The organism is Phascolarctobacterium sp. ET69 (genome assembly GCF_023336935.1).
In the GTDB taxonomy this organism is placed as follows: domain Bacteria; phylum Bacillota; class Negativicutes; order Acidaminococcales; family Acidaminococcaceae; genus Fusicatenibacter_A; species Fusicatenibacter_A intestinipullorum.
On the sequence record NZ_JAMBLR010000003.1, the window covers coordinates 38,003 to 54,709 of the forward strand.

Consider the following 16,707-nt stretch of genomic DNA (forward strand, 5'->3'; position numbering starts at 1 on the left):
AATGTTTTATACTGTCGGTGAAATGGCTAAAATTTTAAACACCACGCCTTCCACTTTGCGCTACTATGATAAAGAAGGCCTGCTTCCGTTTGTGGAGCGCAGCGAAAGCGGCATCCGCATGTTTAAGGACAGCGACTATGAATGGCTGCTTGTTATCGACTGTTTAAAAAATACCGGCATGGGCATTAAAGATATCAAACGGTTTATCGAAATGGTTATTGCCGGTGACAGCACCATTAAAGAACGTTTGCAGATGATTATCCGCCAGCGCGAAAGCGTTAAGGAACAGATGGAAAAATTACAGCAGACAATGGATGTGCTGGATTATAAAGTATGGTATTACAGCACTGCCGATAAAGCGGGCACAACTTCGGTGCCGCGCAATATGCCGGAAGAAGAAGTGCCGGAAAACCTGCGCGCTGCCCGCCGCCGCTTAAAAATAATCCATGCCAAGGCCGACGATTTAAATTAAAAGGCAAACAAAAAAGCAGAAACGCAAATGCGTTTCTGCTTTTTGTTTTTATGTTCAATCTTCCGTTACTTTAAAATGCAGCGGTTTGCCGAAAGTTTTAAAGAACCATTTTAAATGTGCGCGTATTTGGTGCAGTTCAATAACGGGGTTGCCGTGTTCTTTCAGTTCCAAAAAGGCGCCTTCGTTATTTATTCCGGCGCGTGTAATGCTTAAAATACCGGTCTGCGTGTAATCAAGGCTTTCGGCCAGGGCCAAAAGCAGCGCCAGCCTGCTTACAGTCTGCCAGTTGTTTTCCGTAAGCATGGTCATATACAGCGGGTCGCGCGAAAAATAGCTTTTGGAAATACCATTATGCCAGCCTGCAACGGCCGAAGCCAGCAGCTGCTCTTTATGCGTAAGCCCGAAAAGCTTCGCGTTTTGAATCATATAGGCACTGTGGCGCGCGTGGCTGTAAAAGTTAATGGTAATGCCTATGTCGTGCAGCAGCGCTGCCGTTTTAAGCAGGCGGCGACAGTTTTTGCCAAGCCCGTGCAGCGGTTTCCAGGCATCAAACATGGTCAGCGCCAGATTGGTAATATGGTGGCTGTGCGTGAGGTCGGGCGTGTAAAGGTTTAAAATATTATCCGTGCTGCGCGCCAGGATATCTTCGGCAATAAGCGGTATGCCGCGTTCTTTGGAATAGTAATCGTAAAACAGCCCTTCGCGCAGGCCGCAGCCGCTGGTTATAAGCTGCTTGCTGCCGGTAACTTCAAAAAGCGCGTTAATAATGGCAGCGCCGGCAATGATGATATCGGCGCGGTCGCTGCTGAGTCCTGATATTTTGCGGCGTTCTTCAAGCGTGCTGTTTTTAAGGCGGTTAAAAATGCCGCGGAAGGCCTGCACCGTTAATTTATAGTTATGGATTTTTGTTGTGGGGTATTTTGTGGCGCGCTGGTGCATTTTGCCAATGGTACGCGCCGTGCCGCCTACGCCGATAAGCGGAAGCTTGGGCTGTTTCAGCCAGGGGTATTCCGCAAGGCGCGTGCGCAGAAAGAAGCTCAACTCGCCGTAAACGGAAGAACTTACGGTGTCGCGTGTATTAAAAAGTGCGGTGGTGTTTACTGCGCCGATAGGAACGGAAACGGATTCCAGTATTTTGCGGTCCTGAAACAGAATCAGCTCCGTGCTGCCGCCGCCCAGGTCGAAAATAATGCCGCTGTGGTAGGGAAGGGTGTTGATAACGCCGAGGTAACTGATATAGGCTTCGGTGTTGCCCGTTATAATGTGCAGGTTAATATCTGTTTCACGCTGTACGAGGCGCGTAAGCTCCGCGCCGTTGCCCGCATTGCGGATGGCAGCCGTTGCCACGGCAATAATCCTGTCTGCGTGGTACAGTTTGCACATATAGGCAAAGCTTTTCATGGTTTCAATGGTGTCTGTAAACGCCTGCTGCGTAAGGTTGCCGTTTTTGTCAATTTTCTGGCTCAGGCGCAGGGCTTCTTTCTGGTTGTATACCATGTTATAGGCACCGTTTTTATAAATATGAGTTATAACAAGGCGCGCTGAGTTAGAACCGATATCTATAATAGCTATCCTCTGCAAAATACATACCTCCCGTCATTTTACATTCAGTAAAACCGCATAATAAATATATATTTACCGGAAAAAGTAAAAAATCCTGCAAAAAAACGCATAATTTGTAAAAAGGATGGTAAGGCGCTGTAAAAAAATTGTTAAAGGCAAGGATTTAAGGGTGCTGTGTCGAATTAATATATAATGCTTTAATGAGGTGGTCATGTGAGAAAAAAACAATATAAAATTTTTGCAGCAATACATCTCGGCTCTGAGATGATAAGCATGCAGATTGTGCAGTACCGCAATTTAAACAACATGAAAGTTCTGGAGGAATGCAACCGCCGCGTACGCCTAGGCGAAGAAACCTTCAAAAACAAAATCATTCCGTTCAGCATGGTAAATGAAATTTGCGAGCTTTTGGTTGGCTTTAAACGCCTGATGACGGAATACGAAGTTGAAGAATACAGCATGCAGGCAACAACCGCAGTGCGCGAGGCTTTAAACCGCGTGTTCCTGTTAGACCAGATTTATATCAGGACGGGCTTGAAAGTAACGGTTATTGACCTTCCGGAAGAAATTTATACCAAGTATGCTTCCATACGCCGCACCATGAAGCTTGACGGCCTGACCGGCGTTGACGAGAGCATGCTGATGATGGATATTTCCTCTGGCGGGCTTGGCATTACTTTTGTAAAAGATAATATTATACGCTACCAGCAGAACCTTAATATCGGCGTTATCCGCGTTAAGGAAAGCTTTAACCGCAATCAGCGCAGTTCAATGAAGTTCAACCAGGCTCTTGCCGAATACCTTTCAAGTACGATGGGCGCGGTAAGGGACGCGTTGAAAAACGAGCAGATACATTATCTTGTGCTGACAGGTGCGGAATCGGAACTTCTGCTGCAGATGATGGGCGTTGAATTTAAAGCCGGCGTTATCCGCATTAAAACGGAACAGTTCATGCAGCTGTTTAAAACCGTGCATGAGCTGAACCTGCCGCAGATTATTAAAGTGTTTAAAATCAACGAAGATGTGGCCGAACTGGTTGTGCCGACAATTTTGCTGTACGAGCAGCTTCTGGCACTGGTGCCGGTTCAGGAAATTATCCTTACGGATGACCGCTTTATTGACGGCATCTGTCTTTTGCATATCGGACCGAAAGCCAGCAAAGATTATGCCGACGAGCTTGAACAGGAGCAGCTCAGCCTCCTGTACAGCATTGGTGAGCGTTACCAGTATGACGAAGCACATTCGCGCCAGGTGGCCAAGCTTGCCCTTGCCATGTTCGATAAACTCGGCAAACACCACGGGCTTGACAGCCACAGCCGCATTCTTTTGCAGGCAACAGCGCTGCTGCACGATATCGGCAAATACGTTTCGCTGCGCAGCCATTCGCTGTACAGCTATATGCTGATTATGTCGTGCGACATTTTAGGCTTCAGCGAAATGGATAAAAAAATAGTGGCGCTGGCAAGCTATTACCATGCGCACAGGCTGTTCAGCGGCAAACGCCATGCCGAAGTGGAAGAAATGTCGCAGGAAATTATGCCGCTGGTAGCAAAAATAGCTGCGCTGGTGCGTCTTGCAGATGCAATGGACCGCAGCTATAAGCAAAAAATCAAAAGCTGCCGCGTTAACGTTAAAAACGGCGTAATGAAGGTGGAAGCCGTTACCCTTGAAGATTTGACGATAGAAGAATGGACTTTTGCTTCTAAGGCATCCTTCTTTGAAGAAGTTTACGGATTACAGGCAGTTTTGGAACGGGTGGACAGATAAATGGAAAAGAACGAAAAAATTAATCTTAATAAACCGGAATACTTTTTTAACCGCGAACTCAGCTGGTTAAAATTTAACCTGCGCGTACTGCGCGAAGCCGGCGTAAAAACCACGCCGCTTTTGGAACGCTTGAAATTTGTTGCCATTACTGCGTCTAACCTTGATGAGTTTTTTATGGTGCGCGTGGCAGGCTTGTGGGACCAGTACGAAAACGGCATTAACAAACGCGACGCGGCAGGGCTTACCGTTAAAGCCCAGCTTGAAGAAATAAGCAAAGCAGCTCATGACCAGATGAAGCTGTTAAACAAATATCTGCTTTCGCTGGTTAAGGAGCTGCGCGAGGCTGGCATTTACATTTGCCGCGTAAGCGAATTGAGCGAAAAAGGCCGCCGCTGGCTGGAGGCTTATTATCAGGAAGAAATTTTCCCGGTACTGACGCCGATGGCTGTTGACGCCTCGCGCCCGTTTCCGTTTTTGGCAAACAAAACGCTGAACCTTGCGGTAGAACTTACCAACCAGGAAGGCGAAGACAGCATGGGTATCGTGCAGGTGCCTTCCGTACTGCCGCGCCTTTTGGAAGTTCCCAGCGAGGAAAAACGCAGCTTTGTATTTTTGGAAGACGTTATTAACGAGCATTGCTCCGATTTGTACAGCGGCTGCAAAATTCTGGATGTTGTGCCGTTCCGTATTACGCGCGACGCCGATTTGGAATTTGACGAGGACGATATCGACAACCTGCTGAAAGAAGTGGAAAAATCCCTGCGTAAACGTACGCGCGGCGCTTCCGTAAGGCTGGAAATTTACAATAAGGCCAACAGCCGCATCAGAAAATTCCTGCACGATAATCTGGACATTACCGAGCAGGAGGTTTATGAAATTAACGGACCGCTTGACGCAACCTGCTTCTTTAAATTTGCTTCGCTGCCGGGCATGTGGCCCTGGCTGTATGAGCCATTTGTGCCGCAGCGCCCGCTGGAACTGCCGGACGACAGCGACATCTTTAAAGTTCTGCGTGAACGCGACGTGCTTTTGCACCACCCCTATGAAAGCTTTGACCCGGTAGTTAAATTTGTAAGCGACGCTGCCGACGACCCGAACGTACTTGCCATCAAGCAGACGCTTTACCGCGTCAGCGGCAACTCGCCGATAGTTGCAGCACTGGCCCGCGCTGCCGAAAACGGCAAGCAGGTAACGGTACTGGTAGAATTAAAAGCGCGCTTTGATGAAGAAAACAATATTATCTGGGCACGCAGGCTTGAAGAAGCAGGCTGCCACGTAATTTACGGTTTGATGGGCCTTAAAACCCACGCCAAAATTATTCTGGTTGTGCGCAAGGAAGCAGACGGCATTAAGCGTTATGTACACCTTGGCACAGGCAACTACAACGATAATACGGCCAAACTTTATACCGATATGGGCCTGATGACGGCCAATGATCAGTTTGGCAGCGATGCTTCGGCGTTCTTCAATGTGCTGTCCGGTTATTCGGACCCGCCGGTATGGAACAAACTGGTTATGGCTCCGCTCGGACTGCGCAAAAAGATTTATGAACTTATCGACAACGAAATCAGCATTGTTAAAAAAGGCGGTACCGGGCATATCATTGCCAAAATGAACTCGCTGATTGACTACCCCGTTATTCAGAAACTGTACGAGGCTTCCATGGCGGGCGTTAAAATAGACCTTATCATCCGCGGTATCTGCGGCCTGCGCGCTGGCATGGACGGCATCAGCGACAACATTACCGTACGCAGCATTGTCGGCAGGCAGCTGGAACACAGCCGTATTTTCTGGTTCCAGGGAGGCGGCAAGGAACAGCTTTTCCTCTCCAGTGCAGACTGGATGCCGCGTAACCTTAACGACCGCGTTGAACTGTTCTTCCCGGTTGAAACGCCGGCGCATATCGAGCGTATTAAAAAAGTGCTTGATTTGTACCTGCGCGATAACGTCGGCGCGCACATGATGCAATCCAACGGCACTTACCGCCGCGTTACCAACCGCCTGGAACCTGTTGGCGCGCAGAGTACGCTGTATGAATGGGCACTTTTAACGGCAGCTGCCGACAAGATTCCCATGCAGGACCGCCTGCGCCCGATGTATGACCGCGACAAAGCATAACTGGCAGTAAGGCCTGCAATATGGTATAATGTAACATATCAAACAATTGCGAGGCTGACATGGATACAGAAATTTTACAACATATCGGGCATAGCCTGTACAATACCAAACGCTTGAAAGAATGGAAAAGGTACGTTGTTTTCCGTTGCCGCTGCATGCTGCACAGCGAGCAGATTGGCGGCCTGCTGGATTTCTTTGCGGCAACGCCGCTGCGCCGTGATATGCTGCGCCATACAACAAGTTTTGTGGAGCAGGCGACAAGGCAGTTCTTTTACAAAAATTCTACCTATGATGAACGCATCAGCCTTGTAAAAGGGCATGTGGAATTTTTGGAAAGCAAGTTAACCGAAGACGCCCTGCGCAGGCTTTATGCAGATGGCGAAATGCTTCGCCTGTGGGAAGACAGCTACGAAGAAAAGCCGCTGACGCTGGAATTATGGTTTCACGCCGGGCAGCGCAAGGAAGGATGCCTTTCGATAGTGCTGATGTGGGATAAAGAAGCGCTGTACCAGATTATGTTCTGGCTGGCGCCCGGCAAAAACGGCGAACCGGCGCTGTGGATTGGCGCATTGCAGGGAACTCCCAACGGCTCGGAGGTTATCAAAGGGCTGACCAAAGCCTTTTACGGCTACCGTACCAAAAACCTTATTTTTTACGGTATCCGCAACGTGGCGGCGGCATTGGGCTGCGAAAGCATTTACGCCGTCAGCAACGAAGGCTATTATGCTATGAACCATATCCGCGTGGACCGCAAACTGAAAACTTCGCTGGATGCCTTCTGGCAGGAATGTGAAGGAACGCAGCTTGACGACAAGCGTTTTTACAAAATACCTATTCCCGAATACCGAAAATCCATGGAGGAACTGAAGCCTTCCAAACGTGCCCAGCACAGAAGGCGCTTTGCCAAAATGGACGAAATGAAAGATGCCGTAGCGGCAAGTTTTGCAAAATATTTAAAATAATAAATAAAACCGGGCTTTGCTTTAATGCTTGCCCGGTTTTCAATTAGTTTACTGTTTTTTTAAGCCTTTTTATGATATAATTAATATATATTTTTGCACGGAGGTAATGAAATGAAACAAAAACTCCTTACTTTATTTTTAACGTTAACACTTACTGTTACATCTGCCTTTCCGGGCGTAGCTTTAGCCGCAGCAGGTGACGAAATTTCCGCCAGCGCTGCCATTGAAGCCTCCGCTGCGCCGAAAACAATGTCTGCCAGTGAAAAAATGGGCGCATTGGAAGTTACCCTGTACGGTACAGAACAGGCAGGCGCACTGGTCAGCAGAATGGACAGCCTTGAAGATGACGTTTACGGCACCATTACCACTGACCCTATTTTAAATAGAGTTGATAATTTGTATGATTATATCAACGGTTATGCCGGCAGCGGCGAAGCAAGCTTTTTAACCAAGCTGAACGCCGTTGAATGGCAGTTTACTGAAAGCACGGCAGGCGGCCCGGCCAAAAGCCGCATTGAAGCACTGGAAACCATGCTGAACGGCGAAGTTGGCGCAGGCTCTCTTGCTGGACGTCTTGAAGCACTGGCAAACCTTGCTTTCCAGGACGGCATTGTTGTTGTGGAAACCGTAACTCTGCCGAAAGATTCCGTAATCAAGCTTGAATTTGCCGAAGACCTCAGCAGCAAAACCGCAAAAGCAGGCGATGTTGTAAAATACAAAGTTGCCGACAATGTTTTTGTTAATGATGTGCTGGTACTGCCGAAAGGCGCTGAAGGCGTTGGCAAGGTAACCAAGGTTGTAGGACCGCGTATGTTCGGCCAGGATGCCCGCATTGATGTTGATTTTGGCTTCATTTACGCTATTGATAATACCCGCGTTAAAGTATTCCTCGGCGATGTTGCCAAACAGACAGCCGAAACCGTTGCCGGTGCAGCAGGCGCTGCTATCGGCGGTATGGTAGTGCTTGGCCCGGTAGGTATTATCGGCGGTGCTTTTGTAACCGGTAAATCCGTAAATATTCCGGCAGGCTCCACCACCTTTGTACAGGTTAAAGCCGATACCGATATTCAGGGTATGGTTTATCAGGGCAGCAATTAATTAAATAACGGTAAAAATAAACCCCGTTGTCAGTTTTTTGGCAACGGGGTAATTTTTTGTTTAAAATTTTATTCGGCGGTAGCCAGCATTAATTTAATGCGGTTTTCCTGATTTACTTTGGAAGCGCTGGAATCGTAGTCGATAGGAAGGATATTGGCATTTTCGGCAATTTCCTTGATTTTGTTAAGCATGCCGCGCCCGGCTATATGGTTGGGCAGGCAGCCGAAGGGCTGTGCGCAGATGATGTTGTTGTAGCCGTTTTTGGCAAGTTCCAGCATTTCGGCTGTTAAAAGCCAGCCTTCGCCCATGTTGTTGCCGTAGCCAATAACGCCTTTGGCAAGCGCTTTGGTTTCTTCGTAAGAAGCGGGCGGCTTAAAGGGCGGGGTGGAAAGTGCGGAAAGCATAATTTTTTCGAGGCGTTTTAAATAAAGCATTGCCATTTTGGATATGCCGTATTTAAAAAATTTGCCGCCGTACAGTTTGTAGTCTGTTAAGTAAGTGTCGGCGCAGTACATAATAAAGTTCAGCAGCCCCGGCAGCATGTATTCGCAGTTCTGCTTCTGTAAAAACTGCTCCAAATTGTTGTTGCCAAGCCCTGCGTATTTAATGTAAATTTCGCCGACAATGCCAACTTTTATTTTATGCTCCGCTTTTTGCGGCAGGGCGGCAAAATCCTCCGCCAGAGCGCGCGAAAGCTGCTTCATGGTTCCGGTAGCCTGCGCCTTGCCTTCCATAAAAGCGGTTTCAAGTCTGTTCAGCCATTTGCCTGCCAGTTCGTCCACCGCGCCTTTAATGGTTTCGTAGGGGCGGGTTTTGTTGGCAAGGTACATTAAAGTGTCGCCGTAAATAATGGCGGCCATAAATTTTTTTATCATGGCAAGGTTAAGCTCAAAGCCGGGCTGCTCGTTCATGCCGTTTACATTAAGGCTGATGATTGGCACATTGCCGAGCCCTGCTTTTTCCATGCCTTTACGCAGAAGGTATATATAATTGGAAGCGCGGCAGCCGCCGCCGGTCTGGCTGAGCATAACGGCCGTTTTGCTGAGGTCGTATCTGCCGCTTTCCAGCGCGCTTATAATCTGCCCGATAACAAGCAGCGCCGGGTAACATATATCGCTGTTAACGTATTTCAGCCCTGTTTCAATAACGTTGCGGCCGGTGTTCTGTAAAATTTCGGCTTTGTAGCCACAGCTTTGCAGCGCGGAACGCAGCAAGGCAAAATGAAACGGCAGCATATTCGGCACAAGTATGGTGTGCGTAGCTTTCATTTCTTTGGTAAAAACCGGTAGCACAGTTTCTGACATAAAAATTGCTCCTTCAAAAATTATTTCAGCATTCAAAGCCAAGTGCCGCAAACAGGCTGCGCAGCCTTATGCGTGCCGCACCAAGGTTTTCAATGTCATCAATTTTTATCTGGGTGTAAATTTTGCCGCTTTCTTCCAGTATGCGGCGGCATTCGTCGGCCGTAATGGCGTCGCAGCCGCAGCCGAAGCTTACAAGCTGAACAAGGTTCATGGCAGGGTTCTGCGCGGCAAATTTAGCGGCGGCATACAGCCTGCTGTGATAGGTCCACTGGTTTAAAACTTCCAGGTCTTTGTTCAAATCTTTGCGGTCAATATTGCCGCTTACAGAGTCTTCGCTGATTAAAGCGGCGCCCAGCCCGGTAATAAGGCGGTCTATGCCGTGGTTAATTTTAGGGTCGGTATGGTACGGGCGCCCTGCAAGGATAATAACCGGCATGTTTTTGCTTAAGGCTTCTTCAGTTATTTTTTTGCCCTGCTCCTTAACGCGGGCTTCAAAATCCCGGTAAGCCTTAAAAGCGGGGGTAAGCGCGTTTTTAATTTCCGCACTGCTTAAGTCCGGATAAACGGGGTTCAGCATTTTGTATAATTCTTTGGCCAGCAGTTTTTTGTTTAAAAGGCCAAGGTAATCGTAAAAGAAGTGAATATTTTTTAATTCTTCAATGTTTGCTGCCAAAACTTCGGGGTAATAGGCTACAACAGGGCAGTTATAGCAGTTCTGCGCTGTGTCTTCATCAACGTTGTAGGTCATGCAGGGGTAAAAAATGCTTGTAACGCCCTGCGCCAGCAGCCATTTTATATGGCCGTGCATCATTTTGGCGGGGTAACATACCGTGTCGCTCGGAATGGTGTTCTGGCCTTTCTGGAAAATGGTTTTGTCATAAATGGGGCTGGTAATTACTTCAAAGCCCAGCTCCGTAAAAAAGGTATGCCAAAACGGCAGCAGTTCGTACATATTAAGGCCGAGCGGCAGGCCGATTTTGCCGCGTCTGCCGGGTACAGGCTTAAATTCTTCCAGTAATTGCAGCTTGTAGCGGTAAAGGTTCAGGCTGTCGTTGGGAGCGCAGTGCGTAACCGGGCGTTCGCAGCGGTTACCGCTGATGTAAGGTTTGCCGTCGGCAAAGATATTTACCGTTAAGTGGCAGTGGTTGCTGCATAATCCGCAGGTAACGGATTTAACCGTATGTGAAAAAGTGCGAAGCTGTTCCGCTTTAAGCAGCGCGGAATCCTGCGGATGCAGCTTGCAGCGTTCCTGTGCATATAAGGCCGCGCCGTAAGCACCCATTAAACCGGCTATATCGGGGCGCACAACCTCAAGGTTCAGTTCCTGTTCAAAGGCGCGCAGCACGCAGTTGTTTAAAAAGGTGCCGCCCTGCACAACAATGTGTTTGCCAAGGTCATCAGGGCCGGAAGGGCGTATAACCTTAAACAGTGCGTTTTTAACAATGCTTATGGAAAGCCCGGCGCTGATATTGGCAACGGAAGCGCCGTCTTTCTGCGCCTGCTTTACATTGCTGTTCATAAATACGGTACAGCGGCTGCCAAGGTCAACCGGTTTATCGGCAAAAAGGCCTATTTTGGCAAAATCTTCCGCGCTGTAACCGAGAATGCCGGCAAAAGTCTGTAAAAAGCTGCCGCATCCGCTGGAGCATGCTTCGTTTAAAAAGATGTTGTCGATGCAGCCGTTATGTATTTTAAGGCATTTAATGTCCTGCCCGCCGATGTCAAGAATAAAATCCACTTCCGGCAAAAGGCTTTTGGCAGCAATAAAATGCGCCATGGTTTCCACAATGCCGTAATCGGCGTGAAAGGCGTGTTTTATAAGTTCTTCGCCGTAGCCCGTAACGGCAGCGGCAAGTATTTTGCAGTTGGGGTATTTTTCGTAAAATCCGGTCAGGTAATCGCGCACGGCGACAACCGGGTTGCCTTTGTTGCTCTGGTAAAAAGAATCAAGCAGCTTGCCGTCCGGCGCAACTACGGCAATTTTTATGGTTGTGCTGCCGCTGTCGATACCGAGATAGGCTTCCCTGGCGGCTGCAATATCGCCGCGCTGAACATTGTCGCGGTTGTGGCGCGCAACAAAGGCGTCATATTCTTCAATATTTTTAAACAGCGGCGGCAAATGCTCAAACTGGCGGTTGGCATCCGCAGCGTGCATCTTTTCCGCCAGCGTGGTAAGGTCTACGGTGTGTTCGGCACAAAAAGCACAGCCCATTGCCACATAATATAAGCTGTTTTCGGGGCAGGTGCCCTGTAAATTTAGAATTTTGTCAAAGCTGGCGCGCAGGCAGCTGAAAAAGGTCAGCGGGCCGCCAAGGTAAAGCACGTTGCCTTTAATGGGGCGGCCTTTGGCAAGACCTGTTACCGCCTGGCTGGCAACGGCGTCAAAAATGCTTGCAGCAAGGTCGTTTTTTTCCGCGCCCTGGTTTAAAAGGGGCTGAATGTCGCTTTTGGCAAATACGCCGCAGCGGCTGGCAATGGTGTAGCGTGTTTTGGCAGTGGCTGCCAGTTTGTCAAGTTCTTCGGCCGGTACATTCAGCAAAGAAGCCATCTGGTCGATAAAAGCCCCTGTGCCGCCTGCACAGCTGTCGTTCATGCGGGCGTCAAAATGCCGCCCTAAAAATAATATTTTAGCATCTTCGCCGCCCAGTTCAATAACAACGTCCGTATCCGGGTTAAGGCGTTCCGTACATATTTTTTCTGCAAAAACTTCCTGCACAAACTGCACGCCGCAGCTTTCGGCAACGCCAATGCCTGCGCTGCCGCTGATGGCAAGACGTGCTGTTTTGAGCCACGGCATCTGCGCGGCAAGTTCTTCGAGTATGGTTTTTATGGTTTCCGTAATGCGGCTGGCATGACGGGCATATTTACTGAAAAGCAGTTTTCCGGCATCATCCAGCACGGCTATTTTTACAGTGGTGCTGCCGATATCCAAACCTATCTGCATATAAAATCCTCCATTTAGGAATGACTTTTGCTAATTAATAAAAAATATTGTTTTTAAAATTGCGTCTGCTTTCTATAATAACACAAGTTTAAAATATTTTCCAGTATTTTATTTCTCAAAAGCATATTGTTGAACTGAAATGCGTAATGGTTAGCTTTTGCTTACATCATACTATATATTACACCAATTATTTTATTTGTAAATATTTTTAATGCAAAAGTTCAGCAGGCGTTTGTAAAAATTTATACTTAAAAAGCATATAAAACAGCCAAATTAAGTATTTGTTTTTAACAATGGCGTTTTTTATAATAAATTTGTTAAAGCGGCTTTAATTATAAAAATTTAAAGGAGAAACTGCATTGTTAAAATCAAACGGTAATTTAATGATATTTATTTTAACCATTGGCGTGTTCAGCATTATCAATACCGAAATGGGCGTTATAGGCATTTTGCCGCTTCTGGCGGAGCGCTTTGGTGTAAGCATACCGCAGGCAGGGCTTTTAATAAGCTTTTTTGCGCTGGCGGTAGCGTTTTCCGGCCCGGTTATGCCGCTGCTGTTTTCCGGTATGGAACGCAAAAAAGTGATGCTGCTGGTGCTGGGGTTGTTTGCACTTGGCAATATAGCGGGCATGTGTACGGATAATTTTGCCGTGGCGCTTGCTGCCCGCGTATTGCCTGCTTTTTTGCATCCGGTGTACTGTTCGCTGGCCTTTTCCGTTGCCGGTGCTTCCGTGCCGGAAAAAGACCGGTTAAAAGCCGTTGCCAAAGTTATTGTAGGCGTTTCGGCAGGCATGGTGCTGGGCGTGCCTATAAGCAGCTTTGTAGCGGCCAATTTTTCGCTTGACGCGGCAATGGCTGTATTTGCGGCAGGCAACCTTCTGGCGTTTGCGGCAACGCTTGTTTTTGTGCCGCGTTTGCCGGTACAGGGGCGCGCTTCCTGCAAGGAACAGCTGGTGCTGTTAAAACGCCCGGTGCTCTGGCTTTCTATTGCAGGCATTATTTTTATGAACGGCGCCGTTTTTGGCGTATTCGGTTTTTATTCCGGTTATCTTGAACAAATTACGCACCTTTCGTGGAATAATATCAGCGCGGTGCTGTTTATATACGGCTGTGCCAATATTCTGGGCAATATTATCGGCGGCAGGCTGCTTACCAAAGCGCCCCTGCACACGGCAGCACTGTTTGCCCCGGCACTGGCGGCCGTATATATGGCGGTGTATTTTACGGGCGCTTACGCACCGGCAGTGGTGGCATTAACGCTTGTATGGGGCATTATTGGCGGCGTTAATGTAAATATAAACCAATACTGGATTACCTCTGCCGCGCCGGAAGCACCTGATTTTGCCAACGGCCTGTTTTTAACGGCTGCCAACCTCGGAACAACTTTCGGCACTATGCTGTGCGGCGAAATAATAGCCTCTTTGGGAATGGGCAGCATGTTGTTTGGCGGTATAATTTTTCTTGCGCTGTGTTTTGCGTTTGTGTGCGCAAGAATTTATGCAGGCAGGCCTGCCGGAAACCTACAGCGCGCATAAAAATTTTTGCAGAAAAATTATTGAAAATGCTTGACAAAGCAATGATTAATTTGTATAATTATTTTGTTGCTGGAACGGGCTTGACGTTTTAGTAACTGATGTGATCCACTAGCTCAGTCGGTAGAGCACCTGACTTTTAATCAGGGTGTCCCGCGTTCGAGTCGCGGGTGGATCACCATTTTTATTTTATAGCCAAAGCACTGTAACCTGCGTTGCAGTGCTTTTTGTTTTATATGGCAAAGGCAGCTGAAATAATTTTGCGGTACTCATAATAATAACCCCCTTCGCTTTAACAGCGGAGGGGGTTGTACTTGCGTAAGCGGATTCTTTATTCGTACTTGTTTACTGCGGTTTATTTTAATTTGCTGTATTCTTCGTCGGTAACGGGCTCCAGCCATTCGTTGCTGCTGCCTTCAGCCGGTACTTCAATGGCAATGTGCGCAAACCAGCTGTCCGGTGCGGCGCCATGCCAGTGTTTAACTTCGGGCGCAATATTTACAACGTCGCCGGGTTTAAGTTCCTGCGCGGGTTTGCCCCATTCCTGGTAGTAGCCGCGGCCTGCGGTTACCAGCAAAATCTGCCCGCCTTTGTGGTGAATATGCCAGTTGTTGCGGCAGCCGGGTTCAAAGGTTACGTTGGCTGTGCCCACGCGTTCTTTGGTCAGCGGGTTTAAATAGCTCTGGCCGATAAAATACTGCTGGTAAGCCACGTTTTTTTCGCCGAGCCCAAAAATGTTTTCTTTTGCAAATTCTTCAGGTATTGTTTGTTCCTGTGCCATAACGGCATTACCTCCCATAATCATAAATGCGCATAATGCTAATAAAAGTTTTTTAGTTTTCATATGTTTTGCTCCTCTTTCGTAAATTTCCGCCTCCGGGCGGATTTTTTTATTTGCGGAACGGGGAAACTTTTTTATTCTGCCGGTACAACGGCGTTAATGGCGCTGATGGCGTTGAGCGTGCGCGGATAGCCGATGTAGGGCAGCGCTACGGTAACGGCGTCAATTAAATCCTGACGGGTGTTGCCAACGCCAAGGTTGCCGTTAACATGTGCTTTGGCCTGCGGGTCGCAGCAGCCGAGCGTGATAATTGCGGTAAAGGTAATCAGCTCGCGCTGTTTTAAATCAAGCACTTTGCGGGTGTAATAATCGCCAAAGCAGTTGCCGCTGAGCCAGTTGTTAATGTGAGCCTGGTCGCCTTTGCCGGAATTTGCAAAACCGCGCATACGGTCGCCGAAGATGTCAACCTGCGTTTGTTCGCCTTTGGCAATGCGGTCGGCGTCGGTAGTTGTGCCCTGGTTTTCCAGCGGCAGTTTTACGCCTGTTTCTTCAAAAGCAATCTGCATTTCAATCAGCGCGGCCTTGCTGCGTGCAAAACCAACATAAGGCGTGCACTGGTAAATGGTTTCGCGTATTTCTTCGGGCGTTGCCCCGGCATTTAACGCGCCTTTAACGTGAATACCGATATCTTCCGGAGTGTTGTTGGCAGTTAAAACCGCCAGTGTCAGCAGCTCTTTTTGCGCCAAAGGCATTTTTACCTGATTGTTCACATCGCTGTAAATAAATTTCTGCATAATCTCGCCAAGTTCCGGTGCACCTTTAATGCTGCACGGATTTTCCGTACCGTAAAGGGCTTTAACGGCAGCGGAGCTTTCTTCCATTCTGTCCTGTGCCATAGCGGCATTACCTCCTATAAGCATGCAAGCGCAAAGCGCAAGCAAAATTCTGGCTGTTTTTTTCATAATAATCCCTGCCTTTTTAGCCTGCCCTGGGCAGGATTTGTTTTTACGCCTTTATTATAAAAGTTGAAGACGGCTCTAAGTCAAGGGCTGTTGAAAAATGTTCATAAAAATTTCTTATAAATAGCATTAAAAATACAATTTGTTTTAAGTTTACTCTGTTATATATGATAGTAAATAACTAAAAAACATGCTTTTATGCGGCAAGGCATGGCTTTGTAGCAAAAATAAGAAAAGTTTATGAAAATTTGCGTAACGGCTTGACTGAAAGTAAAGTTAAAACTTTACAATAAAAAATACAGTTCCTGAGAGAGGAGGGGCGGCTTATGCTGCTGAGGCAGATTAAATATTTCGTAACCGTAGTGGACACCGGCAGCTTTACAGAAGCGGCCGAAGAATGTTTTATATCGCAGTCGGCAATATCTCAGCAGATATTGTCGCTGGAAAAAGAACTGGGGGTACAGCTTTTGGTGCGCAGCACGCGCCGCTTTACGCTGACTGAACCCGGGAAATACCTGTACAGCCACGGCAAAAAACTGCTTGGCGAAACGGAAAAACTTAAAAACGGCACCATTGCAGCTGCTGCCGGTGCTCGGGGGCAAGCACTTTACGGAAATGTCCGTAGGCAAAAGCCTTGTGGATTACGACAGCATGGTAGTGCTGACGCATTTTAAAGGGCATAGCATGGGCGGCTACGGCGGTTCGCTTAAAAACATTGCCATTGGCTGCGCCAACGGTGAGGTTGGCAAAATAATGCAGCACGGCAGGGGCTTTAGCGTGCGCAACGCCGCTTTTATGGAAAACATGGTTGAGGCCGGCAAAGCCGTAACGGATTTTTTCGGCAAACATATTGTTTACATTAACGTTATGCGCCGTATGTCCGTAGACTGCGATTGCGCCGGTGCGCGCGGCGGAACCCACTATCGGCGATATCGGCATTCTCGCTTCAACGGATATTCTGGCTATTGACCAGGCGAGCGTAGATTTAGTTTATGACAAACCGGGCAGCGACAACAAAGACCTGATTGAGCGCATTGAAAGCCGCGAAGGCCTGCGCCAGTTAAGTTACATGAAAGAACTGAAAATGGGCAACCCCAATTATGAGCTTATCAGCATTGATTAAGGTGCTTTGTATAGTATAAGTAAAACGAAGGTTAGCCCGAGATTAAATTTTAAATAAGGCTTGACTTAGAGTTAGCTGCAAGTG

At 47.9% G+C, this 16,707-nt stretch carries 11 protein-coding genes, 1 tRNA gene and 2 pseudogenes; 9 read left to right on the forward strand and 5 right to left on the reverse strand.

Annotation, left to right across the window (positions count from 1 at the left end):
* The first annotated feature begins 1 nt into the window (after window position 1).
* Window positions 2-472 (forward strand): MerR family transcriptional regulator, encoded by a 471-nt coding sequence (locus M3079_RS05405; protein ID WP_249077767.1) that lies wholly within the window; start codon window positions 2-4, stop codon window positions 470-472.
* A gap of 54 nt (window positions 473-526) precedes the next feature.
* Here M3079_RS05405 and M3079_RS05410 read toward each other — a convergent pair whose 3' ends face one another.
* Window positions 527-2,053, reverse strand: coding sequence for a Ppx/GppA phosphatase family protein (locus M3079_RS05410; RefSeq protein WP_249077768.1), 1,527 nt, complete (start codon window positions 2,051-2,053; stop codon window positions 527-529).
* 195 nt (window positions 2,054-2,248) lie between these two features.
* Between M3079_RS05410 and M3079_RS05415 the strand changes: the two genes are divergently transcribed.
* The 4 genes from M3079_RS05415 to M3079_RS05430 all read left to right on the forward strand — a co-directional run bounded on the left by M3079_RS05415 (window position 2,249) and on the right by M3079_RS05430 (window position 7,980).
* Window positions 2,249-3,802 carry an HD domain-containing protein gene (locus M3079_RS05415; protein ID WP_249077769.1) on the forward strand — a complete coding sequence of 518 codons (1,554 nt, stop codon included), beginning with the start codon at window positions 2,249-2,251 and terminating at the stop codon, window positions 3,800-3,802.
* The gene (locus M3079_RS05420) at window positions 3,803-5,920 is read left to right on the forward strand and encodes an RNA degradosome polyphosphate kinase (RefSeq protein ID WP_249077770.1); all 2,118 of its coding nucleotides are present in this window, start codon (window positions 3,803-3,805) and stop codon (window positions 5,918-5,920) included.
* A 59-nt stretch (window positions 5,921-5,979) separates the two neighbouring features.
* Window positions 5,980-6,882, forward strand: a complete 903-nt coding sequence (locus M3079_RS05425) for a VirK/YbjX family protein (RefSeq protein WP_249077771.1) — start codon at window positions 5,980-5,982, stop codon at window positions 6,880-6,882.
* A 111-nt stretch (window positions 6,883-6,993) separates the two neighbouring features.
* Entirely contained in the window at window positions 6,994-7,980 is a 987-nt protein-coding gene (locus M3079_RS05430; RefSeq protein ID WP_249077772.1) for a hypothetical protein, read from the forward strand.
* Between the two features lie 68 nt (window positions 7,981-8,048).
* Here the strand turns inward: M3079_RS05430 and M3079_RS09400 are convergent, their stop codons facing one another.
* A complete protein-coding gene (locus M3079_RS09400) occupies window positions 8,049-9,284 on the reverse strand; it encodes a 2-hydroxyacyl-CoA dehydratase (protein WP_283162445.1) in 1,236 nt (411 codons plus the stop codon).
* Between the two features lie 25 nt (window positions 9,285-9,309).
* On the reverse strand, window positions 9,310-12,228 hold the full coding sequence (locus M3079_RS05435; RefSeq protein WP_283162446.1) for an acyl-CoA dehydratase activase-related protein: 2,919 nt from the start codon (window positions 12,226-12,228) through the stop codon (window positions 9,310-9,312).
* 359 nt (window positions 12,229-12,587) lie between these two features.
* Here M3079_RS05435 and M3079_RS05440 point away from each other — a divergent pair, with 359 nt between their 5' ends.
* Together M3079_RS05440 and M3079_RS05445 are read left to right on the forward strand one after the other, a co-directional pair.
* Entirely contained in the window at window positions 12,588-13,763 is a 1,176-nt protein-coding gene (locus M3079_RS05440) for an MFS transporter (RefSeq protein ID WP_249077773.1), read from the forward strand.
* A 102-nt stretch (window positions 13,764-13,865) separates the two neighbouring features.
* Window positions 13,866-13,941: transfer RNA gene (locus tag M3079_RS05445), tRNA-Lys, on the forward strand.
* Window positions 13,942-14,115: 174 nt separating this feature from the next.
* On the opposite strand, the gene M3079_RS05450 is transcribed toward M3079_RS05445, so the two are convergent.
* Together M3079_RS05450 and M3079_RS05455 are read right to left on the reverse strand one after the other, a co-directional pair.
* Window positions 14,116-14,541, reverse strand: coding sequence for a cupin domain-containing protein (locus tag M3079_RS05450; protein WP_349293351.1), 426 nt, complete (start codon window positions 14,539-14,541; stop codon window positions 14,116-14,118).
* 134 nt (window positions 14,542-14,675) lie between these two features.
* A complete protein-coding gene (locus tag M3079_RS05455; RefSeq protein WP_249077775.1) occupies window positions 14,676-15,503 on the reverse strand; it encodes a carboxymuconolactone decarboxylase family protein in 828 nt (275 codons plus the stop codon).
* 323 nt (window positions 15,504-15,826) lie between these two features.
* Between M3079_RS05455 and M3079_RS09405 the strand changes: the two are divergent.
* Both M3079_RS09405 and M3079_RS09465 read left to right on the forward strand, forming a co-directional pair.
* Window positions 15,827-16,054, forward strand: a pseudogene (locus M3079_RS09405) (LysR family transcriptional regulator); the annotation flags it as partial.
* 28 nt (window positions 16,055-16,082) lie between these two features.
* Window positions 16,083-16,623, forward strand: a pseudogene (locus M3079_RS09465) (DUF362 domain-containing protein); the annotation flags it as partial.
* Window positions 16,624-16,707: the final 84 nt, after the last annotated feature.